This is a genomic window from Verrucosispora sp. FIM060022 (assembly GCF_003977705.1).
Lineage (GTDB): Bacteria > Actinomycetota > Actinomycetes > Mycobacteriales > Micromonosporaceae > Micromonospora > Micromonospora gifhornensis.
Genome location: NZ_RQIV01000001.1, coordinates 776,752 through 803,108, shown reverse-complemented (window position 1 = coordinate 803,108; position 26,357 = coordinate 776,752). Strand labels below are relative to the sequence as shown.

Sequence of the window (26,357 nt, the reverse complement as noted above, 5' to 3'; positions counted from 1 at the left end):
CTCTACCCCAGGAGTCGCACCCCGTGCCCACCTCGACCCGACCAGACCTGCTCCTCCCCGCCGACCCGGGCCAACGCGCACTGGCCCGGGAGCTGTACGCGCTGGTGGCAAGGTTGCCCATCATCTCCCCCCACGGGCACGTCGACCCGGCGCTGCTGGCCGAGGACCAGCCGTTCGGTGACCCGGCGCAGCTGCTCATCGTGCCCGACCACTACCTGACCCGGATGCTGCTCAGCCAGGGCGTACCCCCGTCCGAGCTGGGTGTGCCCAGCCGCGACGGCACCCCGGTGGAGACCGACGGACGACGGATCTGGCGTCGCTTCGCCGAACACTGGCACCTGTTCCGGGGCACCCCGTCACGGCTGTGGCTGGAACAGACCTTCACCGAGGTCTTCGGCGTCGACACCCGACTGTCCCCGGCCACCGCCGACGAGGTGTACGACGCCCTCGCCGCCAAGCTCGCCGAGCCGGACTTCCGCCCCCGGGCGCTGTTCGAACGGTTCAACATCGAGGTGCTGGCCACCACCGAGTCGCCCCTGGACGACCTGGGTCGGCACGCGAAGCTGGCCGCCGACGGGTGGGGCGGTCCGGGCGGGCGGGTGGTCACCACCTTCCGGCCGGACAACGTGGTCGACCTGGAGTTCGAGGACTGGTCGGCCAACGTCGACCGGCTCGGCGAGATCACCGGCGAGGACACCGGCACGTACGCCGGTTATCTGGCCGCGCTGCGGGCCCGCCGGGCGGCGTTCATCGACGCCGGGGCCACCTCCTCCGACCACGGTCACCGCACCGCCCGTACCCTCGACCTCGGCGCGGACGCGGCGACGCTGTTCGACCGGGCCCGCCGGGGTCGGGCCGAGCCGGGCGACGCCGAGGCGTTCGCCGCGCACATGCTGCTGGAGTTCGCCCGGATGTCGCTCGACGACGGCCTGGTGATGCAGTTGCACCCGGGCGCGGTCCGCAACCACAACCGCTGGCTGTACGCCCGGCACGGCCGCGACGTCGGCGGCGACATCCCGCAGGTCACCGAGTACGTGCACGCGCTAGCCCCGCTGCTGGACGCCTACGGCAACGACCCCCGGCTGCGGGTGGTGCTCTACACCCTCGACGAGGACACCTTCACCCGGGAACTCGCGCCGCTGGCCGGCGGGTACGCCGCTCTGCTGCTCGGCGCGCCCTGGTGGTTCCTGGACTCCCCCGAGGTGCTGCGCCGGTTCCGGGAGACCGTCACCGAGACGGCCGGCTTCTACAACACCGCCGGGTTCGTCGACGACACCCGCGCCTTCTGCTCCATTCCGGTACGCCACGACGTGGCCCGCCGCATCGACGCGGGCTTCCTGGCCCGGCTGGTCGCCGAGCACCGGCTGCCCATGGACGAGGCCGCCGAAACCATCGTCGACCTGGCGTACCGGCTGCCGAAGCAGGTCTACAAATTCGGGGAGGGGCAACAATGACCACAATCACCGATGTCACCGTGCATGATGTGCGGTTTCCCACCGCCGCCAGCGGCGACGGCTCGGATGCCATCAACCGGGGTGACTACTCGGCCACCTATGTCGAGCTGAGCACCGACGACGGGCCGACCGGCGCCGGGTTCACCTTCACCAACGGTCGTGGCAACGAGATCACCTGCGCGGCGGTCGATGCCCTGGCCCACCATGTGCGGGGGCGGACGGTGCAGGAGATCACCGCCGAGCCGGTGGCCTTCTGGCGCTCCCTCGTCGCCGACGTGCAGCTGCGCTGGCTGGGCCCGGAGAAGGGGGTCATCCACATGGCCACCGGGGCGCTCGTCAACGCGGTGTGGGACCTGCGCGCCAAGCTCGCCGGCAAGCCGATGTGGCGCTACCTGGCCGAGATGCCCACCGACGAACTGGTGGCCAACGTGGACTTCAGCCACATCACCGACGCGCTCACTCCCGACGAGGCCGCCGCCATCCTGGACAAGGGCCGTGACGGGCTCGGTGATCGGCTGGCCGTGCTGGAGCGCGACGGTTTCCCGTCGTACACCACCTCGGTCGGCTGGCTGGGCTACCCCGACGACAAGGTGCGCGCCCTGACCCGGGAGGCGTACGCGGCCGGGTGGCGGGCGATGAAGATGAAGGTGGGTGGCCCGCCCGCCGACGACCTGCGGCGGGCCCGGATCATCCGGTCGGAGATCGGCCCGGACGCGCTGCTGATGATGGACGCCAACCAGGTGTGGGACGTCGACGAGGCGATCACCAACATGACCGCGCTGGCCGAGGTCGACCCGTACTGGATCGAGGAGCCGACGCACGCCGACGACATCCTCGGCCACGCCCGCATCGCCCGGGCGATGACCGAGTTGACCGGCGGGCGGTGCCGGGTGGCCACCGGCGAGGTGGCCGCCAACAAGGTGATCTTCAAGCAGTTGTTGCAGGCCGAGGCGATCGGTGTGATGCAGATCGACGCCTGCCGGGTCGCCGGGGTCAACGAGGTGCTGGCCGAGATCCTGCTGGCCGCCAAGTTCGGGGTGCCGATCTGCCCGCACGCGGGCGGCGTCGGCCTCTGCGAGTACGTCCAGCACCTGGCGATCTTCGACTACCTGCGGGTCGGTACCAGCCTGGACGGTCGGATGGTCGAGTACGTCGACCACCTGCACGAACACTTCGTCGACCCGGTACGCACCCGCGACGGGCGGTACCTGCTGCCGACCGCCCCCGGCTACAGCGCCACCATGCACCCGTCCTCGATCGCCACCTTCCGCTTCCCGGACGGCCCGACGTGGCGGTGACCGTGGGCGCGTCCCGACTCGACCTGGGGGCGCTGCGCCGGCTGCCGGCCGACGCGCGTCCGCTGGTCCAACCCGGCACCGTGCCGGCCGGGGTACTGCACCTGGGGCTCGGCGCGTTCCACCGGGCCCATCAGGCGGTCTACACCGAACAGGCGGTGGCGTCGGCCGGTGGTGACTGGGGCATCGTCGGGGTGGCGCCGCGCAACGCCGACCTGGTGCGGGTGCTGACCGCGCAGGACAACCTGTTCAGCGTCAGCACGCTGTCCGCCGCCGACCGGCACACCCGGGTGATCGGGGCGCTGGCCGGGGTGCGGCTGGCCGCCGCCGACCCGCAGGCGGTGGTGGCGCTGCTGGCCGACCCGGCGATCCGGGTGGTCACGCTGACGGTGACCGAGAAGGCGTACCAGCTCGATCCGGCCGGTGGGACGCTGCGCCCGGATCCGGCGCTGGTGGCCGACCTGACCGGCGACCGGCCGCCGGTGACCGTGCCCGGAATGCTGGTGCGCGGGCTGCTGGCCCGGGCCACCGCCGACGCCGGGCCGATCGCCCTGGTCAGCTGCGACAATCTGCCCGCCAACGGCCGCCGGCTACGCGGCCTGGTCCAGCATGCCCTGGCGTACGCGCAGGCGCCGCAACCGGCTGTCGACTGGGTCGGCGCGCAGGTCGGGTTCCCGGGCACGATGGTGGACCGGATCGTGCCGGCCAGCACGGCGGAGACCCTCGCGGCGGCCCGGCGGGCGCTCGGGGTGGAGGATCTGGCGGCGGTGGCGGCCGAGCCGTACACCCAGTGGGTCATCGAGGACGACTTCCCCGGCGGACGGCCGGGGTGGGAGCGGGCCGGCGCGGTGCTCTGCGCCGACGCCGGGCCGTGGGAGCGGTTGAAGCTGCGTACGCTCAACGGGGTGCACTCGGCCGCCGCGTACCTCGGCGCGTTGGCCGGCTGCGAGACGATCGCCGACGCGCTCGCGCTGCCGCACCTGGCGACGGTGCTGCGCCGGCTGATCGCCGAGGACGTGGCCGCCAGCTTCACTCCGCCGCAGGGTGTCGACGTGGTCGACTACGGCGAGCAGGTGCTGGCCCGGTTCGGTAACCCGGCGATCCGGCACCGCACCCTTCAGGTGGCGATGGACGGCTCGCAGAAGCTGCCGCAGCGGATCCTGCACACCATCGCCGACCTGCGCGCCGGGGGCCGGTCGGCGCGCTGGGCGGCGCTGGTGCTCGCCGCCTGGATCCGGTTCGCCCAGGGCACCGCCGACGACGGTCGTACGCTGCCGCTGGACGACCCGCTCGCGGATCGCATCCGGGCCGCCCTGGCCGACGCGCCGCAGACCCCGGCCGGGGCGGTCGACGCGGTGCTCGCCCTCGACGAGGTCGTCCCGCCCGAGGTGGCCGCCGACGCGCAGGTACGCGCCGACGTGACCGCCTGGCTCACCGACCTCACCCGCCACGGCGTCCGCCCCACCCTCACCGCCGCATGAGGGAAAGGAAGGGCACCTTGTTAACGCCTGGTGTAGAGGAAGGGCCCCCTGTTAACGCGCCACGGGTCGCGCTGATCGGTGCGAACGGGCACGGTCGCTGGCACCGGCGGGTGATCGGCCCGCTGCACGACGCGGGGCGGCTGCGGCTGGTCGCCCTGGTCGACCCGAGGCCGATCGAGGAGGAACCGGCCGCGCCGGTGCCGGCGGGTACCCAGATCTTCACCGACCATCGGGCGATGCTGGCCGAGGTGGCTCCGGAGGTGGTGGTGATCTGCACCCCGCCGCACACCCATCTGCCGATCGCCCGGGACGCGGTGACCGCCGGTGCCGACCTGCTGCTGGAGAAGCCGCCGGTGCTCACCAGCGGGGAACACGAGGAGTTGGCCGGTGCCCTGGCGACCACCGGTCGGGTGGCGCAGGTCGGGTTCCAGGCGCTCGGCTCGGCGGCGTTGACCGCGCTGACCGACGCGGCGACGACCGGCCGGCTCGGTACGGTCACCGGCATCGCGACGGTCGCGGCCTGGCAACGGCCGGACGCGTACTACGCCCGCGCCCCGTGGGCCGGACGGCGGGTGCTCGACGGCCGGCCGGTGCTCGACGGCGCGCTGGCCAACCCGCTCGCGCACGCGGTCATGCAGTGCCTGGCCGTGGCCGAGGCGGTCACCGGGCAGCCGGTGGAGCCGGCCACCGTCGAGGTGGAGCGGTACCGGGTACGGCCGATCGAGGTCGACGACACGGCGGTGCTGCGGCTGCGACAGGTGGTCGGCCCGCCGATCGTCGCCGCGGTCACCCTCGCCGGGGAGGACTTCATCGCCGGCGAGGTGATCGTCACCGGCACCGGTGGCCGGGCGGTGCTGGAGTACCCGACCGACCGGCTGTGGTTGCCCGGCGAGGCGGGTCCGCAGGTGGTGCCCGGCCGGCAGGGACTGCTGGAGAACCTGCTCGCGCATCGGGCCGACCGCCGGGTGCCGCTGATCGCGCCGCTGGCCCGGACCGCCGCCTTCACCGCGGTGTTGACCGCGGTGCAGGCGGCACCCGAGCCGACGCTGCTCGGCGGAGACCTGGTCGACCCGGTCGGCGAGGGCACCCAGCGGGTGCTGCGCATCCGCGGCGTCAACGCGGTGTTGCGTCGCGCCGCCGAGCGTGGCGAACTGCCGTCGGAATCGGGCGTGGCGTGGGCGGTCGCACCGTGGCGGGTCACCACACCGGAATAGGAGGTAACGGCAACCGGACTGCAAATCGACGATCCGAGACGGATCGACGCGCTGCGCTGACCAGCCACTTCCCGACCAGGGCAGGTCGGGTCAATTCCGGCCGATCACATTTAATGCAACAAAACTGCGTAACAATAATATTGACCACCATAAAACTCCATCCGTAGCCTTCGTTACATACGAGAAACACAACGAAGGAACGGACCCACCCCATGCGCAGAATCGCCGCCGGCGCGGCACTGATCACACTCACCCTGACCGTCGCACCCGCTCCCGCCGCCGCCCACGTACCGGCCGGCGTCGCCGCAGTGTCCTCGTCGACCCTGTCCTCTTCGGCCCTGTCTCCGCTGGCTCGCCAGCTCGGTCGGCAGACCCTGCCGGCCGGTGACGGCTGGGCGTCCGCCGGGCCGGGCACCACCGGCGGCTCGACCGCGTCCGCCGACCAGGTGCACGTGGTCACCACCCGGGCCGAGCTGGTCGCCGCGCTCGGTGGCGACAACGCCACGAACGCCACAAACAGCACCCCAAAGATCGTGTACGTCAAGGGCACCATCGACGGGTTCGAGGGCCCCGACGGCACGCTGCTGGACTGCACGGATCTGGCCGATCCCGGTTACTCGCTACAGGCGTACCTGGCCGCGTACGACCCGGCGGTCTGGGGTCGGGTGGCGCCGAGCGGGCCGGTCGAGGAAGCCCGGGTGCGGTCGGTGACCAACCAGACCCGGCACACGCAGATCAACGTCGGCGCGAACACCACAGTCATCGGGCTTCGGGGGGCGCGGCTGACCGGCCTCACCCTGATGATCGACCGGGTCTCGAACGTGATCGTCCGCAACATCACCTTCGACGACGCCCGGGACTGCTTCCCCGCCTGGTCCCCCACCGACGGCGAGGCCGGCAACTGGAACTCCCAGTACGACCAGATCTCGGTGCGCCGCAGCGAAAACGTCTGGATCGAACACAACACCTTCACCGACGGCGACAACCCGGACAGCGCCCAACCGGTCCACTTCGGTCGCCCGTACCAGGTGCACGACGGCGCGCTGGACATCACGCACACCGCCAGCCTGGTCACCGCCGCCTGGAACCGGTTCGACGGGCGGGACAAGCTGATGCTGATCGGCTCGTCCAACACCGTCGGCCCGGACGTCGGCCGGCTCAACGTCACCCTGCACCACAACCTGTTCGACGGGTCGCTGCAACGGCTGCCCCGGGTGCGCTTCGGGCAGGTCGACCTCTACAACAACGCCTACCGGCTCGCCGGCGACGACTTCGAGTACGCCATCGGCGTGGGCGTGCAGTCCGCGGTGTACGCGGAGAACAACCACTTCACCCTCGGCACCGGCATCACCGCCGCAGACCTGCTCTACGACTGGGGCGGCACCGCCATCACCACCCGGGGCAACTGGGTCACGCCGGCAGGCGGGCTGCCGCGTCCGGTCGACCTGGTGGCCGCGTACAACGCCGTCCACGACCCCGATCTGAGCCCCGACGCCGGCTGGACGCCCACGCTGCGGCCCGGGCCGGTGCTGCCGGCACCGCTGGTGCCGCTGGTCGTCGGTCCGCTCGCCGGTGCCGACCGCCTGCCGCTGTAGCGGCACACCGCTGTTAAAAGGGGGCCCCTCCTATACCGGAGGCGTTAACAAGGGGCCCTTCCTTTCACCACCACCACCAACAGCAAGGAAGGTGAGGCAAGGATGAGACGCACAGTCGCGCTACGAGTCCTGGCGGCGCTGGCCACCACGGCCACCGGAGCCGCCGTCTGCGTGGCCGTCATGACGCCACAGGCGTCGGCGGCCGTCGGCAGCGCCACCGGCTTCGCGACCCGCAACGGCGGCACCACCGGCGGTGCCGGCGGGCAGACCGTACGCGCCACCACCGGCACCCAGATCCACGCGGCCCTGTGCAACCGGGCCAGCAGCAGCACCCCGATCACCATCCAGGTCGAGGGGACCATCAACCACGGCAACACCACGAAGGTGTCGGGGTCGAGCTGCAACACCGCCGCCGACGTGATCGAGCTCAAGCAGATCAGCAACGTCACGATCCTCGGTGTGGGCAACGGCGCCACCTTCGACCAGATCGGCATCCACATCCGCGAGGCCAGCAACATCATCATCCAGAACGTGACCGTCCGGAACGTCAAGAAGTCGGGCTCCCCCACCTCCAACGGCGGCGACGCCATCGGCATGGAGGCCAACGTCCGCAACGTCTGGGTCGACCACGTCACCCTGGAGGCCTCGGGCGGCGAGTCGCAGGGCTTCGACGGGCTGTTCGACATGAAGAACAACACGCAGTACGTGACGCTGTCCTACAGCATCCTGCGCAACTCCGGTCGCGGTGGCCTGATCGGCTCCAGCGAGAGCGACCTGTCGAACGGTTTCGTCACCTTCCACCACAACCTGTACGAGAACATCGACTCCCGCGCTCCCCTGCTGCGCGGCGGTGTCGCGCACATCTTCAACAGCCACTTCTCCCGGATCAACGAGTCCGGCATCAACTCCCGGGCCGGCGCCCAGGCCAAGGTGGAGAACAACTACTTCCAGAACGCCAAGGACGTGCTGGGCACCTTCTACACCGACCAGGCCGGCTACTGGCAGGTCAGCGGCAACATCTTCGACAACGTGACCTGGTCCAGCCGTAGCGGCGACACCAACCCGGCCGGCCCCAACCCGACCTCCAACACCAGCGTCAGCATCCCGTACTCGTACCGCCTCGACCCGGCCAACTGCGTGCCGGACATCGTCCGCCAGACGGCCGGCGCCAACAAGGGCATCCGTACGTCGAACGGCAGCTGCACGCCGACGAACCCGACGAGCAACCCGACCACGCCCACCCCGGGCCCGACCACCCCGACGCCGGGCCCGACCAGCCCGACCCCGACGCCGAGCCAGCCCACCAGCGGCACCAACCTGAGCATCGGGGCCGGTTCCGACGGCTCCAGCAAGGCCAGCGGCACCAGCTACGGCGACGTCCGCGACGGCAACATGAGCACCGCCTGGTCGCCGTCCGGCTCGACCGGCCAGATCTCCATCAAGTGGGACACCGCCACCCGGGTCTCCCGGGTCAACATCCGCGAGGCCTCCGGCGCCGTCGGCAACGTCCGGTCGTGGCGGCTGCTCAACCACGACACCGGCGCGGTCCTGGCCACCGGCAGCACGGCCGGCGTGATCACCTTCCCGGCCACCTCGCTGCGGAAGATCACCTTCGACATCACCAGCTCCTCCGGCACCCCCCGGATCGCCGAATTCGAGACGTACGCCGGTTGACCTGATCAGCCGCCACGGGTGATCTGATCGGATGGGGGTTCGGGTTTCGTCCGGGCCCCCATCACCTCGTCGGACGGCCGGGCTCGCTCCGACTCCAGGCTCTCCTGCGAGAGGACACCCGCGGCGAGTCAGGCCAGCCGATGGCAGGAACTGCCCAGTTACGCCTACCCAAGACAGATCACGATCGAGGCGTCCCGCGTCAGGCCTTGAAGATGGTGTCCAGATGCCACTCGAGGAAATCGGCGTTGGGCCGATCGATCGGCCGCTGCGGAAGCGCGATGACCGTGCCGGCCTTTGCGTAGAATTGGTCGCCGTTTCCGAATTCACTGCGCAACCGAGGACTGACCATCAACCGGTACTTCGGATCCACGCCCAGGTACCCCCGATCGAAGAGGATGTGGACGTCCGACTTGAGCAGCAAGCCGTTGTCGATCCGGTGTTCCCCGCCTCGCGGCAGCGGCCTTATATGGGCCGCCTGCAGCACCGGCTGAACCTTGTTGCCAGTAATGGCGCAACGCCGACCGTAGGCACCCAGCACCACAGCCTTGAACGACTGCTGGCCGAGGCGTTGCGGTGCGAGCCGGGGGTCACCGTACACCGGTCCGGGCCGATGCCAGGGCGCGCTGAGGTCCAATTCGACGGGCACGCCCAGTATCCGGTGCAGCAGGAGATCGAAGTACCCGGCCACGGAGGAATCGGCGAGATTGTACGTCTTGCCCTGTACCACATTGGATGCGAAACCCGGAGGTGGCCCAACAGTCGATTCATCAGGAAAGAAGACGCTGTCGCGGACGAAGATGCAGCCGATGACCGGATCCTCGTCGAGCCCGATCGGCTGCTTGCGGTAGCGCCCGACACTACGGCGCATCTCGTCCAAGCTCGCTACGCCGTTGGCCTCGCCGAACAACTCCCACGCCTCCGAGATCCTCAGTTGAGTGAAACCACTGAAGAACCCTCCTCCGACTATCCGATTGAGCGGGTAGTGCGCCTTGAAGAAAAAGGGCTCACCCGGCGTGAGAGCACGAAAGTTGCCACCAGAGGGCCGCCAGAAGTTAACCTCTGTCAGGCCGGGACGCGCCGCTAGGAACCGGTACCACTTCTCGTCCGTCACGCCGACAAAGGTCTTCACATCGGCCATCCTGCACCGAACATGATCTATCCGCTACCCCCTTGCCCTGCTGCCACCGAATGACTCGCAGCACTTCGGGTGGGGTGGCCAGTCCACCGCCCCGCGCCACCAATTCACGAAGAACCCTGTTCACGGCGCGACCCCGCCCACCCCCGCCGCACATGCGCAACCTTCGCACCCTGCCCGGTGGCACTCCATGTCGCGGCAGCGATGAGATCGGTCGTGCGCCGAGCGCGGGTCGGGTGGTGGAGATCCGATATAAGAGACGGATGGAGTTGCCGCCGTATCTGGCCACCATGCCGATGCACGCCATCACCGAGATGCACGGCGAGCCGGGCCTGCGGGAGAGGTTCCGGCTGGAGTGTGCGGCGTTCGATGCCGACGCCCGGCGTCGGTTCGGTGAGGCGTTGGAACTGGCTGCCCGGCTGCACCGCGACGACCGGCGGTCCCGGGAGCCGTACGTCAACCATCTGCTGCGGGTGGCGATCCGGTTGATGCACCACTACCAGGTACGCGAGCCGGACGTGATCGTCGCCGGTCTGCTGCACGACGCGGTGGAGGACCATCCGGCGGAACTGGCCGGTGAGCCGTACACCGGGGGTGATCCGACCAGTGCGGCGTTGGCGGTGCTCGCCGACCGGTTCGGTGCGCGGGTGGCGCGGCTGGTCGCGGCGGTCACCAATCCGCCGTGGGATCCGGAGCGGGACCGCAACGAGCAGTACCGCGAGCATCTCGTGCACAGTCTCGACGGTGAGCCGTGGGCCCGGGTCATCAAGGTCTCCGACTTCACCGACAACGGTGTCGGCGTCATCCACTCGGTCGGGCCGAAGGTGGAGGCGTTGGCGCGCAAGTACCGCCCACTCGTGCCGGTCTTCCGCGATCTGGTCACCCGCGCCGACACTCCCCTGTCCGCGCCGGTACGCCGGCACATCCTCGACCAGCTCGACCTGGCCGAGGAGCGGTTCAGCGCCATCCTCGACCAGCCCGCGCAGCACGCCTGAACACTGCGTCACTGAGGCACCGGCTGGGTCAGCGTTGCGCGGGTGGGCGGCTGTGGCGTGGGTAGAGCCGGTCGACCAGCAGCGCGGCCTGGGCCACCGAGCCGCCGCTGACGCCGAGGCCACCGCGGGCCGCGTCGTAGAACTGGTCGCGTGCCTCGTTGGCACGGTGCAGCAGGTCGGGCAGCCCGTCGGTGGCGGAGCCGTCGCGGGCCAGGCGTTCGACCTCCCAGACCGCGTCGCGCCACGCCCGGGCGGCGGTCACCGTCGGGGCGTCGCCGAGCAGCAGGACGTTCTCCCAGGCGATGGTGTGCCGGAAGTTGGCCTCGGTCAGCAGGGCGAGTTCCTGCTCGCGGTCGAGGTAGCCGCCGATCAGCCGGCTGGCGATGGTGTGCACCTCCTTGAGCGCGCGGGCGAATTCGGCGTACGCGTCGAGTCGCCGCTCGTCCCATCGCACGCCCTGGCGGCGACGCCAGCGGGCGCGGTCGGCGAGCGACGTGGCCACGATCGTGCCGATGGTGCCGACCAGCACACCGATCAGGGCGGGCAGCTGCGCGACGAGGTTCCCCATGGCGCACAGCCTGCCAACCGGCGGCAAACGACACGGCGGGGACCCGATCGGGTCCCCGCCGTGGTCGCGTACCGGTCAGGAGGTGAACTTGTCCAGCGCCAGCTCGATGGCACCGTCGTCCGGCGAGGCGTACGCCTTCATCGTCGACTTGTTGTAGGAGATGAAGCTCGGGCAGCGGATCGCCGGAGCGTTGATCCGGCCGCCGTCACCGATCTTCTCGCCGGTCTTGGCGTTGTGGAAGGTCAGGGTGTAGCGCGCGGAGACATAGTCGACAGTGATCTTCTTGTCGTCGCTGTCCTTGTAGTCACACTTGCGCGGCTCGCCCTCACTACCCTCTTCGAAGGTGAGGCAGCCGACGACCGAGACCTTGGACCAGTCGGCGACCTTGGCGTAGTACGGCTTGTTGTAGCCGACCGACTTGCTCAGCCAGGATTCCGGGCGGTCCGGGGAGTTGGCGAAGGTGTAGACCTTGGCGCTCTTCGCGCTGGTGTACGGCGCGGCGTTGAGGACGGGGTTGCCGTCACACACCGCGGACAGGTCGCTGGAACTGCGGGCGGTGATCGCGTTGTTGTTGTCCGGCTGCTCCTCGTCCACGGGCGGCGGTGCCGCCGAGGGGGATTCGGAGGTCTGCGGAGCGGCGGCCGACGGGCTGCTCGAGCCGCTGGCCACCGGCGTGGGGTTGTCCTCGTCGTCCGCGGAGAGCATGAAGTAGCCGATGGTTCCGCCGCAGGCGACGAGCACGGCCATCACCGCGGCACCGATGCCCAGCCCCAGCCAGAGACCGTTCTTCGACTTCTGCGGCGGTGGGGCGCCGTACGGCGGCGGGGGCGGTGGGACCGGCGTGCCGTACGGCGACGGGTAGCCGGACTGACCGGCCGGGGAGCCGTGCGGCATCGGCTGACCGACAGGGGAGCCGGGCGGCATCGGTCCGACCGGGGATCCGGGCGGGGTGCCCCAGCCCCCGGCGTTGGGATCCGGCTGCCCCCCGTACGGCGGGTAACTGTCACTCATGTGTGGCCCTTGTCAAGTCGAGAGGTTCGCTGGCACATGATCAGGGTCAGGGTAGTTACCGGCGCAAACTCGCGCACGGTCACGCTGCGCCGATTCCGTAACGTGAGCAGGCCGGCGGCCATATTCACCACCGTTGGTGTCGACTCCCGTGCAGGCTGCGACGACATGATCCGGCGGTGCGGACTAATGGGGCAGACCGCCGGAACGAGGTGTGGCATTTGCCATAGGGCAACCAGCCGCGCATTCGCACCGATCGGCGCGCCGTCCCGTGTGGCCGCAGCCACGAGCGGGTACCTGACCCTCACCTGCACGAGGGAGGACGAGATGACCACCGATCCCAGGTACACCCCGATCGCGGTCACCGCGGCGGGCAAGTTGGTCGCCGACGGCGGGGACACCGCCGGCGGCGAGGTGGTGGGCGCGGACGACGCGGCGGCCGATGCCGCCCGGGCGGGCGCGGACATCGACCTCAGCGAGGCGCGGCGCGACACCGACCCGACTCCGGTGGGTGCCGCCGACGCCGAGGCCGATCGGCGACGCGCGGCCGAGCAGAGCTGAGCTGAGCGGGTGCGCCCGACACGACGCCCCGGGGAGCACTTCCCGGGGCGTCGACCGTTGCTCGGACTTCGATGCATCGAAATATTGCGTCATTGTTTCGACCCGACGTAGGCTCTCGTGGGAGCGCTCCCGGCCACCGTCCTATGTGGCCGGACCCGCCGTACCACCACCGAGCCGTACCCGCCCACCGAGCCACACCCGCACACCGAGCCGTACCCCCAGCAGGGTCGCACCCACCACGACCAGATTGCGACGGTCCCCCATGAAGCATCCCCCGTCCCGTCCACGACGTCTCCTGGTCGCGGCCGGCACCGTCGGCGCGCTGACCCTCGGCGCGCTCGCGGCGTTGCCCGCCGCCAACGCGATGGCCGCGACCGGCTGCTCCGTGACCTACACGACGAACAGTTGGTCCAACGGCTTCACCGCCAACGTCACCGTCACCAACCTGGGCGACGCGATCGGGAACTGGACCCTGGGGTTCAGCTTCCCGGACAGCGGGCAGCGGGTCACCCAGGGTTGGTCGGCGATCTGGAGCCAGAGCGGCAACGCCGTCACCGCGCGCAGCGAGAGTTGGAACGGCAACCTGGCCACCGGGGCCAGCACCAGCATCGGGTTCAACGGCAGCTTCACCGGCAACAACCCGTCGCCGACCTCGTTCACCCTCAACGGGGTGCCCTGTACCGGTTCCACCACCACTCCCCCGCCCACCACCCCGCCACCGACCAGCCCGCCGCCGACCACGCCCCCGCCGACCGGGCAGACCCCGGTGCAGATCAACGGTCAGCTGCGGGTCTGCGGGGTCAACCTGTGCAACCAGTACGGGCGGCCGATCCAGCTGCGCGGCATGAGCACCCACGGCATCCAGTGGTTCGGCAACTGCTACAACAACGCCTCGCTCGACGCGCTGGCCACCGACTGGCGCGCCGACCTGTTCCGGATCGCTATGTACGTGCAGGAGCAGGGTTACGAGACCGACCCCGCCGGGTTCACCAACCGGGTGAACAACCTGGTCGAGGAGGCCACCCGGCGCGGCATGTACGCGATGATCGACTTCCACCTGCTCACTCCGGGTGACCCGATGTTCAACCTGGAGCGGGCCAAGACCTTCTTCGCCGCGGTCTCCGCCCGGCACGCGTCGAAGAACAACGTGATCTACGAAATCGCCAACGAGCCCAACGGGGTGAGTTGGTCGACCATCAAGAACTACGCCGACCAGGTCATCCCGGTGATCCGGGCCAACGACCCGGACGCGGTGGTCATCGTGGGCACCCGGGGCTGGTCCTCGCTGGGTGTCTCCGAGGGCGCCAACCACACCGAGATCGTCAACAACCCGGTCAACGCCAGCAACGTCATGTACGCGTTCCACTTCTACGCCGCCTCGCACCGGGACAACTACCGGGCCGAGGTGGAGCGGGCGGCGGCCCGACTGCCGCTGTTCGTCACCGAGTTCGGCACCGTGGACTACACCGGTGACGGCGGTGTCGACCTGGCCAGCAGCACCCAGTGGCTGGACCTGCTGGACCGGCTGAAGATCGGTTACGCCAACTGGACCTTCTCCGACAAGGCCGAGGGCAGCGCCGCGCTGCGACCCGGCACCTGCAACGGCAGCAACTACACCGGCACCTCGGTGCTGACGCCGTCCGGTGTCTTCATGCGGGAGCGCATCCGTACCCCGGACAACTTCCCGACCAGCTGATCAGTGTCCCGCCACGGCGGCCCCGGGGATCTTCCCCGGGGCCGCCGACGTGCGCGAGCACCGATTCGTCAGGACAGGTCCACGACGCGGTCGGCCCACCGGGCCAGCAGCGCGGCATCGTGGCTGATCACCAGCACGCCGGCGGAATGCCGGCGCTGGTACTCCCCGATCACCACCGCCACGTGGGCCTGGGTGGAGGCATCCAGCATCGCGGTCGCCTCGTCGCAGAGCAGGTACGCGGGCCGGTGCACCAGCGACCGGGCCAGGCAGGCCCGTTGCAGTTGGCCGTCGCTTACCGCGTGCGGGCGGCGGGTCAACAGGTCGGTGGTGAGCCCGACGGTGTCGGCGAGTTCGGCCGTACGCTCGCGGGCCTGCTCCGGCGGGGTGCCGGTGGCGCGCAACGGCTCGGCGATGATGTCCGCCAGCGTGAGCCGAGGGTCGGTGGCGGCGCGCGGGCTCTGGAACAGGATCGCCACCCGGGTACGCATCGCGACCGGCACCTGATGCCGGGTGCCGGTCACCGCGGTGCCGTCGAGGCTGACGTGACCGGAGTCCGGCCGGTGCAGCAGCGCCAGCAGCCGGGCCAGGGTGGACTTGCCGCTGCCGGAGGGACCGCTGAGCCCCACCGTCTCACCGGCGGCGATGTGCAGGTCGACGCGATCGAGCACCCGCTGCGATCCGTAGCTCGCGCTGACCTGGCTGGCGGCCAGGGCGCGGCCGGTCACGCCGGCACCTCGGCGCAGAGTTCGGCGCGCTCCAGCGGGTGGTGGCAGGCGACCTGACCGGAGCGGGTGCCGGTGAACGCGGGCTGCACCCGGCAGGTCGGGGTGGCCCGGTCGCAGCGGGCGGCGAACGCGCAGCCGGCCGGCAGGTCGGTCAGCATCGGCGGGTGCCCCGGCACAGGCCGGAACGCCCGCTGCGGCAGCGCGTCGAGCAGCGCCGCGCTGTACGGGTGCCCGGGTGCCTCGAACAGCGCCTCGGTGGGGGCGTGCTCGACGATGCGGCTGGCGTACATGACCGCCACGGTGTCGGCCACCCGCTGCGCCGCAGCCAGGTCGTGGGTGATCAGCAGTACGGCGGCGCCGGCGTCGCAGCGTCGACGCAGCAGGTCCAGTGTGTGGTCGACAAGTGGGCGGTCCAGGCCGGTGGTCGGCTCGTCGGCCAGCAGCAGCGGCGGGTCGGGCGCGAGCGCCAGGGCGGTGGCCAGTCGCTGGGCCATGCCGCCGGACAACTCGTGCGGATAGCGGTCGAGGTCGGCCGGGTCCAGGCCGACGTCGACGGCGAGGCGGTCGGCGGCGGCAGGGGCGTCGGCGCGGGTGTGACCGTGTGCCCGCAACGTCTCCTCCAGCAGCCGACGACCGGTACGCACCGGCGTCAGCGAGGTCGCCGGGCTCTGCGGCACCAGCCCGACGACCCGTCCGCGTACCTGCCGGGCCAGTTGCCGTGGCGGGCAGGCGAGCAGGTCGACCGGCGCTGACTGCGCTGCCCCGTCGCCGCCGCGCAACCGGGCGCTGTCGGTGCGCGATCCGGCGCTGTCGGTGCGCAGCAGGGCGCGGCCGGTGACCGTGGCGTTGCGGGGCAGCAGGCCGAGCAGGGCGTGGGCGAGGACCGACTTGCCGCAGCCGGACTCGCCGACGACGGCGACCAGTTCACCGGGTCGGATGTCCAGGTGCAGGTCGGTGACGGCGTGGACGACGGCGTCCGGCAGCCGGAAGCGGACCGTGAGCCCGGCGACGGCCAGCAGCGGGTCGGTGGTGGTCACAGTTGCAACTCCGCGCGTACCCGGGGGTCGAGGTGGTCCCGCCAGTGGGCGGTGAGGGTGGCCAACGCGAGCGTGACCACGATCAGCACCAGGCCCGGGGTGAGACTGGCCCACCAGGCGCCGGCGAGCAGGGAACCCCGACCGTCGTTGATCATGTTGCCGAGGGAGGCCAGGTGCGGGGGCAGGCCGAGACCGAGGAAGGACAGGGCGGTCTCGTGCCACACCGCGTGCGGGATCATCAGGGTGGTGGCCAGCGCGAGCCGGGGCAGCACGTGCGGCAGCAGGTGCCGGGTGAGCACCCGCATCCGTCCGGCCCCACCGGAGACGGCCGCGTCGATGAACGGCCGGTGCCGCAGGCTCAGCAGCTCGGACCGGACGATCCGGGCGGTGGACAGCCAGTGGGTGAGCCCGACGGAGAGCACCACCGCGCCCAGGCTGGGTCGCAGCATCGCCACGATGAAGATGCCCAGCAGCAGGTGCGGCATCGCCGCGATGGTGTCCACCAGCCGCATCAGGATCCGGTCGACCCAGCCGCCGAGGGTGCCGGCGAGCGCACCGACGGCACCGCCGATGACGGCGGCGACCACGGCGGCGAAAACGCCGACCAGCAGCGAGACGCGCAGCCCGTAGATGCTGCGCAGCAGCACGTCGCGGCCGAGATCGTCGGTGCCGGCCGGGTGTGCCGGCGACGGCGCCAGCCGGGTCTGCGACAGGTCGATCGCGCTCTGGTCCAGCGGCCAGAGCACCGGGGCGAGCAGGCAGGCGAGCACGGCGACGGCGAGCACCGTGCCGGCGACGGTCGCGCCGAGACGGCCCGGCCGAAGTCGAGGCAGTCGGCGTACCCGGGTGAGGACGGCGGTGGTCATTCGAGCCGTACCCGTGGGTCGGCGGCGGCGTACGCGAGGTCGGTGGCGAGGTTCGCGGCCAGCACCACGACCGTGGTCGCCAGGGTGATCGCCGCCAGCAGCGGGAAGTCGCTGCCCAGCGCGGCCTGCACGGTCACCGCACCCAGGCCGGGCAGCGAGAACACGGTCTCCACCAGCACCGCTCCGCCGACGAGTTCGGGCAGGTGGGTGCCGATCAGGGTGAGGAAGGGCAGCAGTCCGGTGCGCAGGGCGTGACCGAACAGGACGGTACGCCCCGGCAGGCCACGGGCGCGGGCGGCAAGCACGTGGTCGTCGCGCAGGCTGTCGGCGACCGAGTCACGGATGAACAGCACGAACCATGGCAACTGGGACACTGCCAGCACCCCGACCGGCAGGATCAGGTGCCGGGCGACGTCGGCCACGTCGGTGCCGGTGGCGGTGATGTCGGTCAGGCCGCCGGCCGGCAGCCAGCCGAGGCTGAGCGCGAACAGTGCGATCGCGGCCAGGCCGAGCCAGAACGACGGCACCGACTGGATCGCGTACGCGGTCGTGCGCAGCGCCCGGTCGAACCAGCCACCCCGGCGGTACGCGGCCAGGGTGCCCAGCAGCAGGCTGGCCACCAGCACCACGACCAGGGCGGCACCGACAAGCAGCAGGGTCCAGCCGGCGCGGGCGGCCAGCACGTCGACCACCGGCTCGTGTCGGCTGGTCGACCAGCCCAGGTCACCCTGGAGCAGGTTGCCCAGCCAGCGCAGGTACTGCACCGGCAGCGGGTCGTCGATGCCCCAGTTGGCCCGGATCTGGGCGAGGTTCTCCTCGCTCGTGGTGAAGGCCGCCGCACCGGCGTACTGCTGGGCCGGGTCGATCGGTGAGGCCGCACCGAGGGCGAACATGCCCGCGCTGGTGGCGAAGAGCACCGGTACGGCCACCAGCAGCCGGTTGCGGATCATGCGGCCGGCGCCGGTGCGCCGCCGAGGCCGGGCTCGGGTCGGTGCTGTCACGATCGCCGGGTCCAGGTGTGGATGTTCCACCAGATGCTGTTGGCGACGTCGTGCTCGTGCGGCTCGACCCGGGGCACCACACCGTTCACCGAGTCCCGCATCACGTAGGTGTGCTCCAGGTAGGTGAGGAACACCCACGGCACGTCGGTGGCCAGCTGCCGCTGGAAGGTGGCGTAGGCGGCCTTGCGTCGCGCGGGGTCGGCCTCGGCCCGCCCGTCGCGCAACGCCCGGTCGGTCACCTCCGAGGCGTACGAGCCGGGGTTGAAGAAGCCCTGCCCGGCGAAGTCGGAGTGGAACAGCTTGTAGGAGACGAAGTCCGGGTCGTACGGGGTGCCGTAACCCATGATCAGGGCGTCGGAGCCCATTCGGGGAGTGATGGCGTCCCAGGTGAGGCCCTCGGGCGTGACCGCGATGCCGATCTTCTTCGCGTCCGCGGTGACGGCCAGGGCGAGCTCCTTGCGCAGGCTGTCGGCGGCCGGGTACATCAGGCTGAAGGCGGCCCGGGTGCCGTTCTTGACCCGGATGCCGTCCGGGCCGGGCCGCCAGCCGGCGGCGTCCAGCAGCGCGGTGGCGGCGGCCGGGTCGGCGGTCGGTGCGCCGGCCACGGACGGCTCGGCGAACTCCGACGACGGCGGCACCGGACCGTACGCCGGCTCGCCGGCCCCGCCGAGGACGCCGTTGACCATCGCGGCGCGGTCGACGGCGACGTTTAGCGCGCGGCGCACCGCCACGTCGCCGGTGACCGGGTTGCCCATCGGCAGCATGACGCCCCGGTAGTCGGCGGTGGGCGTCTTGTGCACCCGGTAGCCGGGCTGAGTGTCGAAGCCGCTGGCCAGCTTGGGTGGCAGTTCGGCGGCGTCGAACTCGCCCGCGCGGGTGCGCTGGGCGCGGACGTTGTCGTCGGGTACGAAGGCGACCACGACGCCGCTGTTGGTGGGTCGGCCACCCCAGTAGCGGTCGTTGGCGGCCAGCACCAGCCGGTCACCCGGGGTCCACGAGGTGACCCGGTACGGCCCGGTGCCGATCGGTTGCCGGTTGAAGGCGGCCTTGTTGACGTCCTGCCCGTCGAATGCGGCGGCCGGCACGATGCCGAGGGTCAGCCGTTGCAGGAACGGCGCGTAGGCGTACCGGAGGGTGAAGACCACTGTGGTGTCGTCCGGCGCGGTGACCGAGGCGAGCATGTCCAGGTCGCTGCGCAGCGTCGAGTCGACCTTCTCGTCGAGCACCGCCTGGTAGGTGAAGACGACGTCCCGCGCGGTCAGCGGGGCGCCGTCGTGGAAGAGCACCCCGTCGCGGAGCCGGGCGGTGACGGTCCTGCCGTCCGCGGAGACCGTGGGCAGCTCCCGGGCCAGGGCCGGGACGAGGTGGTTACGCTCGTCCCGGCCGACCAGACCGTCGAAGATCAGCGCTGCGCCGTCGACCCCGTAGTTGAGTACGGGGTTGAGGGTGTCCGGCTCTCCGGCGGTCGCCACGATCAGCGGGGCGTCGGCCGCAGTGCCCGACGGGGTGGTCGGTGACGAGCAGGCGACCAGGGCGAGTAGCAGTGCGGCGCTGGCGGCCAGCCGGACACCGGTCGTTCGGGGCATGACTGTTACCGCTCCTCGCGGGTGGCGACGATGGGTGCGGCGTCCGACCCGAGGTGGCCGGCCGGAAAGCCGTCCAACGGGTGCGATCTTGGATCGCCACAGCGCCATACTTGCGTAGTTGCAAACTCATGGCAAGAAGCCGCGCTGTGGCCAATGCCACGTTCGCTCCAACCCGCGCCGATCAGGATCAGACCCGGCCGTTCCGCATCATCCAAGCCCCGGAAAACCGCAGCTCACGCCCGGGTTAACCGCACCCCACCACCCGATGAAAGCCCAGCTCACGCACTCGTGGGGCCCAGCTCACGCGTCGGTGTGACGCCTCCCGATCACTCGTCGTCGCCGTCGTCTCCGCCATCGTCCCCACCGTCGTCGCCGAAGGCGTCGAAGACCTCCTCGGCGACCATGCCTCCGGCGAAGCCGAGCGCCGCACCGCCGACCACACCGGCGGCCACCGCGCCCATTCCGGGTCCACTCCGCCCGTGATGGTCGTGGTCGTGGCCGTAGGCGGGCTGATGCGGCGGATATCCGTACCCCGGCTGGCCGTAGCCGGGGGTGCCGTAGCCGGGCTGGGTGGCGCGGTACTGCTCCAGGGCCTCGCGGAGCCAGCCGTCCACCACCGCGGCCCAGTCGAGTCGCTCGGCGTCGGCGTGGGCTACCCGGTAACGGCCGTAGGAGTCGTGGCCGCCGGTGAAGAGATTGCCTCGCCGGTCGAACTCCAGGACGATGTCCATGCCCTGCTCGTCGGCCAGGAAGGTCACCTCGACCTCGGTGACGCCGTGGGCGTACTGCGGTGCGGCGAAGTACTCGATCTCCTGGTAGAACGGCAGCGTCTGGTGCACCCCGGCGATCTGGCCCCGCTCCAGGTCGGCGCCCTTGAACTGGAAGCCGAGCCGACCGAAGGCCTCGAGGATGCGCTCCTGCACGGGCAGTGGGTGCACGTGCACCGGGTCGAGGTCGCCCTTGTCGACCGCGCCGCGGATGACCACCTCCGTGCGCAGCCCCATGGTCATGCCGGGCAGGCGCTGGCCGTACACGTCGGTCACCGGGGTCTGGATCGGCATCTGGACCTGGAACGGCAGGGACAACTGCTGCCCCTGCGCCAGGCGCAGCCCACCCGCGACCGGCGTCCGGTGGAACTCGACGGTGGCGTCGTGGTCCCCCTCCTCGCCGTCGATCTCGATCCGGGTCACCAGCCCCAGGACGATCTGGTCGATGTCCACGTCGTGGCTGCCACCGGTCAGGTTCACCTGCCCGCCGAGCATCAGCCCGGGGCGGGTGCTCGGATTGGACAGGACCGTGTCGACGCTGGGTGCGCCGATCCCGAAGGCACCCAGCATCTTCTTGAACACCACGAGCATCTCCCTCGACAGCGGCAGGCGCGGCGCGGACGCGAGACTCTTACGCAGATCCGTTGTGCCGCAACGGGATCAGCGCCATCCACGATGGATCCCGTCGGGTCGGCAAGCTAACATCGCCAACTGAGAGATAGCTGAGAGGGGTCAGGCTGTCACAATCAGTGAGAGTTTCGCGCCGCCGGTCGCGGCGGACGCCAGCCGGTCGCCGGGCCCAGCAACGAGTCGGCGGGTCCGGTGGAGCCGGCCGGATAGTCCCGTAGCGGCACCGCGCCCGCCTTCCAGGCGGCCAGCACCGGCTCGACGATGCGCCAGCACTCCTCGGCCACGTCACCGCGCACCGACAGGGTCGGGTCCCCGTCGAACGCGCCGCGCAGCACCTCGCCGTACGCCGGCAGGTCACCGGGGCCGAACTCCGCCATCAGGTCCACCTGGTCCAGGTCGAACGGGTTGCCCGGACCGTTGATGTTGAGGTCCAGGCCGAGCCGGTCCGGTCCGAACCCGATCCGCAGCCGGTCCGGACGCTCGTACCCGGTCAACCCGTCGGGCACCCGGTCCGGCTGCTTGAAGGTGATGACCGCTTCCTTGCGTACGCCGGCCATGGCCTTTCCCGACCGCAACCGGAAGGGCACCCCTGCCCAGCGCCAGGTGTCCACGGTCAACACCAGTTCGGCAAGCGTCTCCGTGCCCCGGGCCGGGTCGACGCCCGGCTCGTCGACGTAGCTCGGCAGCCGGCGACCGGCGATCTCGCCCGCGGTGTACCGGCCTCGGCGGCTGGACGCCACCGGGTCGTCGCCCCACAGCCGGGTGGCCCGCAACACCTGGGCCAGGCGGCCCCGCAACTCCCGGGCCTCCAGGCTGGGCGGCGGTTCCATGGTGAGCAGGGCGAGCACCTGGAGCAGGTGGCTCTGCACCATGTCCACAAGCGCGCCCGCGCCGTCGTAGTAGCCGGCCCGACCCTCCAGTCCGAGGGTCTCGTCGAAGACGATGTCCACGCAGGCCACGTGCGTGGAGTTGAGCACCGGCTCGAAGATCCGGTTGGCGAACCGCAGGCCGAGCAGGTTCAGCACCGTCGATTTGCCGAGGAAGTGGTCGATGCGGTGCACCTGCTCCTCGGGCACCAGGGTGGCCAGCAGGTTGTTCAGCGACCGGGCCGAGATCCGGTCGACACCGAACGGCTTCTCCAGCATCAGGCGGGTGCCGGGCGGTACGCCGATGCGGGCCAGTGCGGCGGCCGAGCGGGCGGCCACCATCGGCGGCAACGCGAAGAAGATCACCAACGGGCCACTGCAGTCGCCCAGCAACCGCCGCAGATCCTCCTCGCGGGTCACGTCGGCCGGCACGTACCAGCTCTGGCGGATCAGTTCGGTCTCCCGGGGGCCGTCCGCGCCGACGGTGGCGAAGGACTCGGTGACCCGGCGACGCCACCGCTCGTCGTCCCAGTCGTCCATACCGCTGCCGATCAGCCGGAGCCCGGGCAGCGCACCGCTGGCCACCAGCCGACCCAGGCCGGGCAGGAGCAGCCGACCGGTCAGGTCACCGCTGGCGCCGAGCACCAGCAGGGTCTGCGGTATGCGGGTGGTGGCGGGCATCGCGGGAGCGGCTGGGGAGGCGATCGGGGCCGACGTCGTCATGTCCTTACGATGCCCTGTCCCCGACCCAGGTCGTACCGCGGCCTCTGACCTCGACATCTGCGGACCCGCCCGGTCGCCGCTCACCTGCGGATCGTGACCACTCGCGGACGTCGGGCTGGCACGGCGATCTTTGTGTGGCAGGCTGGTCTCAGCCGTCGGCCGGACCCCGGCGGTGTGCCGACACAGCGAGGAGACGATCGATCCGATGGCTGCGGACGTCACCACCACCGACGAGTGGCAGGCCCTGCGCAAGCACGCCGACGAGATCCGCGCGACGCACCTGCGGGACCTGTTCGCCGCCGACCCCGAGCGGGGCGAACGGTTGACCGTCGAGGTGGCCGACCTCTATGTCGACTACAGCAAGAACCTGGTCACCGACGAGACCCTTCGGCTGCTGACCGCGCTGGCCGAGCGGGTCGGGCTCGCCGACCGGATCGCCGCGATGTTCGCCGGTGAGCACATCAACGGCACCGAGGACCGGGCGGTGCTGCACACCGCGCTGCGACTGCCCGCCGACGCCGCGCTGACCGTCGACGGTCAGGACGTGGTCGGCGACGTGCACGCCGTACGGCAGCGGATGGCGCAGTTCGCCGATCAGGTACGCGGCGGGCAGTGGCGCGGGCACACCGGCGAGCGGATCCGCACCGTGGTCAACATCGGCATCGGCGGCTCCGACCTGGGGCCGGTGATGGCGTACGAGGCCCTGAAGGCGTACCGCGACGCCGGCATCTCCTGCCGCTTCGTGTCGAACATCGACCCGACCGACATCGCCGAGGCCACCGCCGACCTGGACCCGGCGACCACCCTGTTCGTGGTGGTGTCGAAGACCTTCTCCACCCAGGAGACCCTGGCCAACGCCCACCAGGCCCGGCGCTGGCTGCTGGCCGGGCTCGGCGGCGACGAGCAGGCGGTGGCCAAGCACTTCGTCGCGGTCAGCACCAACGCTCAGCGGGTAGCCGACTTCGGCATCGACCCGGCGAACATGTTCGGCTTCTGGGACTGGGTGGGTGGCCGGTACTCGCTGCCCTCGGCGGTCGGCCTGTCGGTGATGCTCTCCATCGGGCCGGCCCGCTTCGACGAGATGCTCGCCGGCTACCACGCCGTCGACGAGCACTTCCGCACCATGCCGCTGGCCCGCAACGCGCCGGTGCTGCTCGGGCTGCTCAACGTCTGGTACACCAACTTCCTCGGCGCGCAGACCCACGCGGTGCTGCCCTACTCGCAGTACCTGCACCGGTTCCCCGCGTACCTGCAACAGTTGACCATGGAGAGCAACGGCAAGTCCGTACGCACCGACGGCCAGCAGGTGTCGTACGACACCGGGGAGATCTTCTGGGGCGAGCCCGGCACCAACGGCCAACACGCCTTCTACCAGCTCATCCACCAGGGCACCCGGCTGATTCCCGCGGACTTCATCGCGTTCAGCGAACCCCACCACGACATCGGCGACATGCACGACCTGTTCATGTCGAACTTCTTCGCCCAGACCGCCGCGCTGGCCTTCGGCCGTACCGCCGACCAGGTCGCCGCCGAAGGCACCCCGCCCGAGTTGGTGCCGCACCGGGTGATGCCCGGCAACCACCCCACCACCTCGATCGTCGCCGCCCGCCTCACCCCCGCCACCCTCGGCCAACTGGTGGCCCTCTACGAACACATCGTCCTCACCGAGGGCGCGATCTGGGACATCAACCCCTTCGACCAGTGGGGCGTAGAACTGGGCAAGGTCATGGCCAACCAGCTAGCCCCGCTGCTCACCGGCGCAGAGCCCGACCTGGACGGCCTCGACTCCTCCACCGCCAGCCTCATCCACCGCTACCGCACCCAACGCCACCGCCCCTAACCACTTCTCCGTGTTTCGCCGGATCGCGGGGTTGATCAAGAGGTTTCAGTCACGCCACGCCGACGCACACGACCAAGACGCTGAGTGCGGCATGCGTGCGTACCAAATGCGTACCTCCAGATCCGCACCTCCGGCGCTCGGCTTCGGTGCTCTTGTGAAGGTCACGCTCGATCCAGGATCGAGTGGTTACCTTGTCGCTCGGATGCCACTCGATCCCTGATCGAGCGTGATCTTGCAGAGGAAGGGTGCGCACTCGGGTCGGTTTCGAGGACTTGCGACCGCGGCCAGGCCGAGTCGTGGTCTCCTCGTTGTTCTACTTGGCCTCTTACCGTGTCGCCGCTGACCTGGGACGGGCCCGAACAGGCGGGCACCGGGACCGACTGGCGGCGGGATCTGTCACGTAACTGTCATCCAACCGTGCGGTCGACTCCAAGGTCCTTGCGCAAGGTGGTCACCGATCGGGACGGCGCGTCGGGTTGCCGACCTCGACGACGAAGGAGACCGCTGTGGTGATGCCGTGGCCCTGGCCGATGCCCGACGATCATTCGTTCCGGGCACTGTGGGACGCGCCGCAGGACCATGACGAGGACGTCCGCCTCGCCGCACTGGTCGCCCAGCGACTCAGCGCCGACTGGAGCACCCGTCGGCAGCAGATCACGGTGATGGTGCAGAACCGCGTCGTGATTCTCACCGGTCTGGTCGCCGGCGCAGAGACCCGGCGGGCCGCCGGCGAGTTGGCCTGGGATGTCGAGGGCGTTGCGGATGTCTGCAACGCCCTCCGGCTCGCCGGGCATCGACGCGGCCGTCGCTGAACTTCGACCCGCTCGCGCCGCCCGGCACCGGCGAGCGCGAGCGGGTCGGACAACACCACCCACGCACCCACGCACCCACGCACCCACGCGATCTTGCACTTCTCGTCGCGACAAATCCGACGGTAGGCCGCAAAAAGGCGACCGAAGGTGCAAGATCGCCGCAGCGGGGGCTCGCCGTGCGGGGCAAGGCGTGGGGCGGCAGAACGGGCGGACGCGCCTCAGGGGGCAGGGCTCGCCGGGGGTCAGGAGGCGGCGCTGGTGGGGGCGGTGCTCTGGTCGGCGGCCAGGTACGCGAGGGCCGCGGTGCGGGTGTCCGCCACGGCGAGTACGTCGTGCAGGCCGGTGACCTGCAGGACCTGGCGGATCAGCGGCGACGTCACGGCGACGCAGAGCCGTGCGCCGCGTTCGACGGCGTCGTGGTGGGCGCGGACGAGCAGGCCGAGGGCGGTGGAGTCGATCAGGTCGGTGCGTACCAGGTCGACCAGCACGTGACCGCCCATGTCGGCCGCGTGTCGTAGCGCCATCCGCAGGGTGTCACCGGTGTCGAGGTCCACGTCACCGGCGGTGGTCACCACTGTGACGCCGCCGAGGTGCTCGATGCCGAGGATGCCGCCGGGCGGGGTGCCGGGCGTCGGGCCGAAACGGATGCAGTGGGCGCACCGGTGGGGACCGTCGGCCAGCGGGGATCCGCCCCAGCCGTGCTCGGACAGCAGGGTCCAGACGACCTCGCCGTCGGCGAGCGGACGCGTACCGGTGACGCTGTCCCCGCAGTTGTCACAGGTCAGGGTGGCCAGTTGGGCAGCCAGGACGACAGCCATACCGGGCTCC

General features: G+C 70.8%; 23 protein-coding genes. 11 read left to right on the top strand and 12 right to left on the bottom strand.

The annotated features are described in order from the left end of the window. The first annotated feature begins 23 nt into the window (after positions 1-23). The 6 genes from uxaC (at position 24) to EG812_RS03405 (ending at position 8,713) form a co-directional block, all read left to right on the top strand. On the top strand, positions 24-1,454 hold the full coding sequence (uxaC, locus tag EG812_RS03430; RefSeq protein ID WP_013734555.1) for a glucuronate isomerase: 1,431 nt from the start codon (positions 24-26) through the stop codon (positions 1,452-1,454). Next, positions 1,451-2,752 carry an enolase C-terminal domain-like protein gene (locus EG812_RS03425; RefSeq protein ID WP_126710717.1) on the top strand — a complete coding sequence of 434 codons (1,302 nt, stop codon included), beginning with the start codon at positions 1,451-1,453 and terminating at the stop codon, positions 2,750-2,752. The genes uxaC and EG812_RS03425 overlap by 4 nt, the downstream gene beginning before the upstream one ends. Continuing rightward, positions 2,743-4,230, top strand: a complete 1,488-nt coding sequence (locus EG812_RS03420; protein WP_126710716.1) for a mannitol dehydrogenase family protein — start codon at positions 2,743-2,745, stop codon at positions 4,228-4,230. Before EG812_RS03425 ends, EG812_RS03420 begins: the two co-directional genes overlap by 10 nt. A gap of 17 nt (positions 4,231-4,247) precedes the next feature. Next, a complete protein-coding gene (locus EG812_RS03415) occupies positions 4,248-5,444 on the top strand; it encodes a Gfo/Idh/MocA family protein (protein ID WP_233579364.1) in 1,197 nt (398 codons plus the stop codon). 212 nt (positions 5,445-5,656) lie between these two features. Further along, the gene (locus EG812_RS03410; RefSeq protein WP_126710715.1) at positions 5,657-7,039 is read left to right on the top strand and encodes a pectate lyase family protein; all 1,383 of its coding nucleotides are present in this window, start codon (positions 5,657-5,659) and stop codon (positions 7,037-7,039) included. A gap of 102 nt (positions 7,040-7,141) precedes the next feature. Then, entirely contained in the window at positions 7,142-8,713 is a 1,572-nt protein-coding gene (locus EG812_RS03405) for a pectate lyase family protein (RefSeq protein ID WP_126710714.1), read from the top strand. 199 nt (positions 8,714-8,912) lie between these two features. Here the strand turns inward: EG812_RS03405 and EG812_RS03400 are convergent, their stop codons facing one another. Further along, entirely contained in the window at positions 8,913-9,851 is a 939-nt protein-coding gene (locus EG812_RS03400; RefSeq protein WP_233579363.1) for an HNH endonuclease, read from the bottom strand. Between the two features lie 260 nt (positions 9,852-10,111). Between EG812_RS03400 and EG812_RS03395 the strand changes: the two genes are divergently transcribed. Further along, on the top strand, positions 10,112-10,843 hold the full coding sequence (locus EG812_RS03395; protein ID WP_126710713.1) for an HD domain-containing protein: 732 nt from the start codon (positions 10,112-10,114) through the stop codon (positions 10,841-10,843). A 28-nt stretch (positions 10,844-10,871) separates the two neighbouring features. Here EG812_RS03395 and EG812_RS03390 read toward each other — a convergent pair whose 3' ends face one another. Then, on the bottom strand, positions 10,872-11,411 hold the full coding sequence (locus tag EG812_RS03390; protein ID WP_013734563.1) for a hypothetical protein: 540 nt from the start codon (positions 11,409-11,411) through the stop codon (positions 10,872-10,874). A 75-nt stretch (positions 11,412-11,486) separates the two neighbouring features. Then, positions 11,487-12,422 (bottom strand): hypothetical protein, encoded by a 936-nt coding sequence (locus tag EG812_RS03385; RefSeq protein ID WP_013734564.1) that lies wholly within the window; start codon positions 12,420-12,422, stop codon positions 11,487-11,489. Positions 12,423-12,746: 324 nt separating this feature from the next. Here EG812_RS03385 and EG812_RS03380 point away from each other — a divergent pair, with 324 nt between their 5' ends. After that, entirely contained in the window at positions 12,747-12,980 is a 234-nt protein-coding gene (locus EG812_RS03380) for a hypothetical protein (RefSeq protein WP_102655892.1), read from the top strand. Between the two features lie 141 nt (positions 12,981-13,121). On the opposite strand, the gene EG812_RS29890 is transcribed toward EG812_RS03380, so the two are convergent. Further along, on the bottom strand, positions 13,122-13,244 hold the full coding sequence (locus EG812_RS29890) for a hypothetical protein (RefSeq protein WP_286045600.1): 123 nt from the start codon (positions 13,242-13,244) through the stop codon (positions 13,122-13,124). Between EG812_RS29890 and EG812_RS03375 the strand changes: the two genes are divergently transcribed. Next, positions 13,243-14,676 (top strand): cellulase family glycosylhydrolase, encoded by a 1,434-nt coding sequence (locus EG812_RS03375; protein WP_013734567.1) that lies wholly within the window; start codon positions 13,243-13,245, stop codon positions 14,674-14,676. The genes EG812_RS29890 and EG812_RS03375 overlap by 2 nt on opposite strands. Before the next feature lie 68 nt (positions 14,677-14,744). Here the strand turns inward: EG812_RS03375 and EG812_RS03370 are convergent, their stop codons facing one another. From EG812_RS03370 to EG812_RS03340, 7 genes are all read right to left on the bottom strand, one after another. After that, positions 14,745-15,401: an ABC transporter ATP-binding protein gene (locus tag EG812_RS03370; RefSeq protein WP_126710712.1), complete on the bottom strand. Its 657-nt coding sequence runs from the start codon at positions 15,399-15,401 to the stop codon at positions 14,745-14,747. Continuing rightward, positions 15,398-16,438 carry an ABC transporter ATP-binding protein gene (locus EG812_RS03365; protein WP_126710711.1) on the bottom strand — a complete coding sequence of 347 codons (1,041 nt, stop codon included), beginning with the start codon at positions 16,436-16,438 and terminating at the stop codon, positions 15,398-15,400. The genes EG812_RS03370 and EG812_RS03365 overlap by 4 nt, the downstream gene beginning before the upstream one ends. Beyond that, complete coding sequence (locus tag EG812_RS03360) at positions 16,435-17,304, bottom strand: ABC transporter permease (RefSeq protein WP_013734570.1); 870 nt, start codon at positions 17,302-17,304, stop codon at positions 16,435-16,437. The genes EG812_RS03365 and EG812_RS03360 overlap by 4 nt, the downstream gene beginning before the upstream one ends. Then, on the bottom strand, positions 17,301-18,335 hold the full coding sequence (locus tag EG812_RS03355) for an ABC transporter permease (RefSeq protein ID WP_233579362.1): 1,035 nt from the start codon (positions 18,333-18,335) through the stop codon (positions 17,301-17,303). Before EG812_RS03355 ends, EG812_RS03360 begins: the two co-directional genes overlap by 4 nt. Next, the gene (locus EG812_RS03350; RefSeq protein WP_126710710.1) at positions 18,302-19,891 is read right to left on the bottom strand and encodes an ABC transporter substrate-binding protein; all 1,590 of its coding nucleotides are present in this window, start codon (positions 19,889-19,891) and stop codon (positions 18,302-18,304) included. The genes EG812_RS03355 and EG812_RS03350 overlap by 34 nt, the downstream gene beginning before the upstream one ends. A gap of 326 nt (positions 19,892-20,217) precedes the next feature. Continuing rightward, positions 20,218-21,243, bottom strand: coding sequence for a sporulation protein (locus EG812_RS03345; RefSeq protein WP_199743799.1), 1,026 nt, complete (start codon positions 21,241-21,243; stop codon positions 20,218-20,220). 161 nt (positions 21,244-21,404) lie between these two features. Then, positions 21,405-22,877, bottom strand: a complete 1,473-nt coding sequence (locus tag EG812_RS03340) for a glucose-6-phosphate dehydrogenase (RefSeq protein ID WP_013734574.1) — start codon at positions 22,875-22,877, stop codon at positions 21,405-21,407. A 205-nt stretch (positions 22,878-23,082) separates the two neighbouring features. Between EG812_RS03340 and pgi the strand changes: the two genes are divergently transcribed. Both pgi and EG812_RS03330 read left to right on the top strand, forming a co-directional pair. Further along, a complete protein-coding gene (gene pgi, locus EG812_RS03335; protein ID WP_126710707.1) occupies positions 23,083-24,717 on the top strand; it encodes a glucose-6-phosphate isomerase in 1,635 nt (544 codons plus the stop codon). Between the two features lie 512 nt (positions 24,718-25,229). Next, positions 25,230-25,529: a BON domain-containing protein gene (locus EG812_RS03330; RefSeq protein WP_043724991.1), complete on the top strand. Its 300-nt coding sequence runs from the start codon at positions 25,230-25,232 to the stop codon at positions 25,527-25,529. Between the two features lie 242 nt (positions 25,530-25,771). Here the strand turns inward: EG812_RS03330 and EG812_RS03325 are convergent, their stop codons facing one another. Next, positions 25,772-26,347 (bottom strand): STAS domain-containing protein, encoded by a 576-nt coding sequence (locus EG812_RS03325; protein ID WP_126710706.1) that lies wholly within the window; start codon positions 26,345-26,347, stop codon positions 25,772-25,774. Positions 26,348-26,357 lie beyond the last annotated feature (10 nt).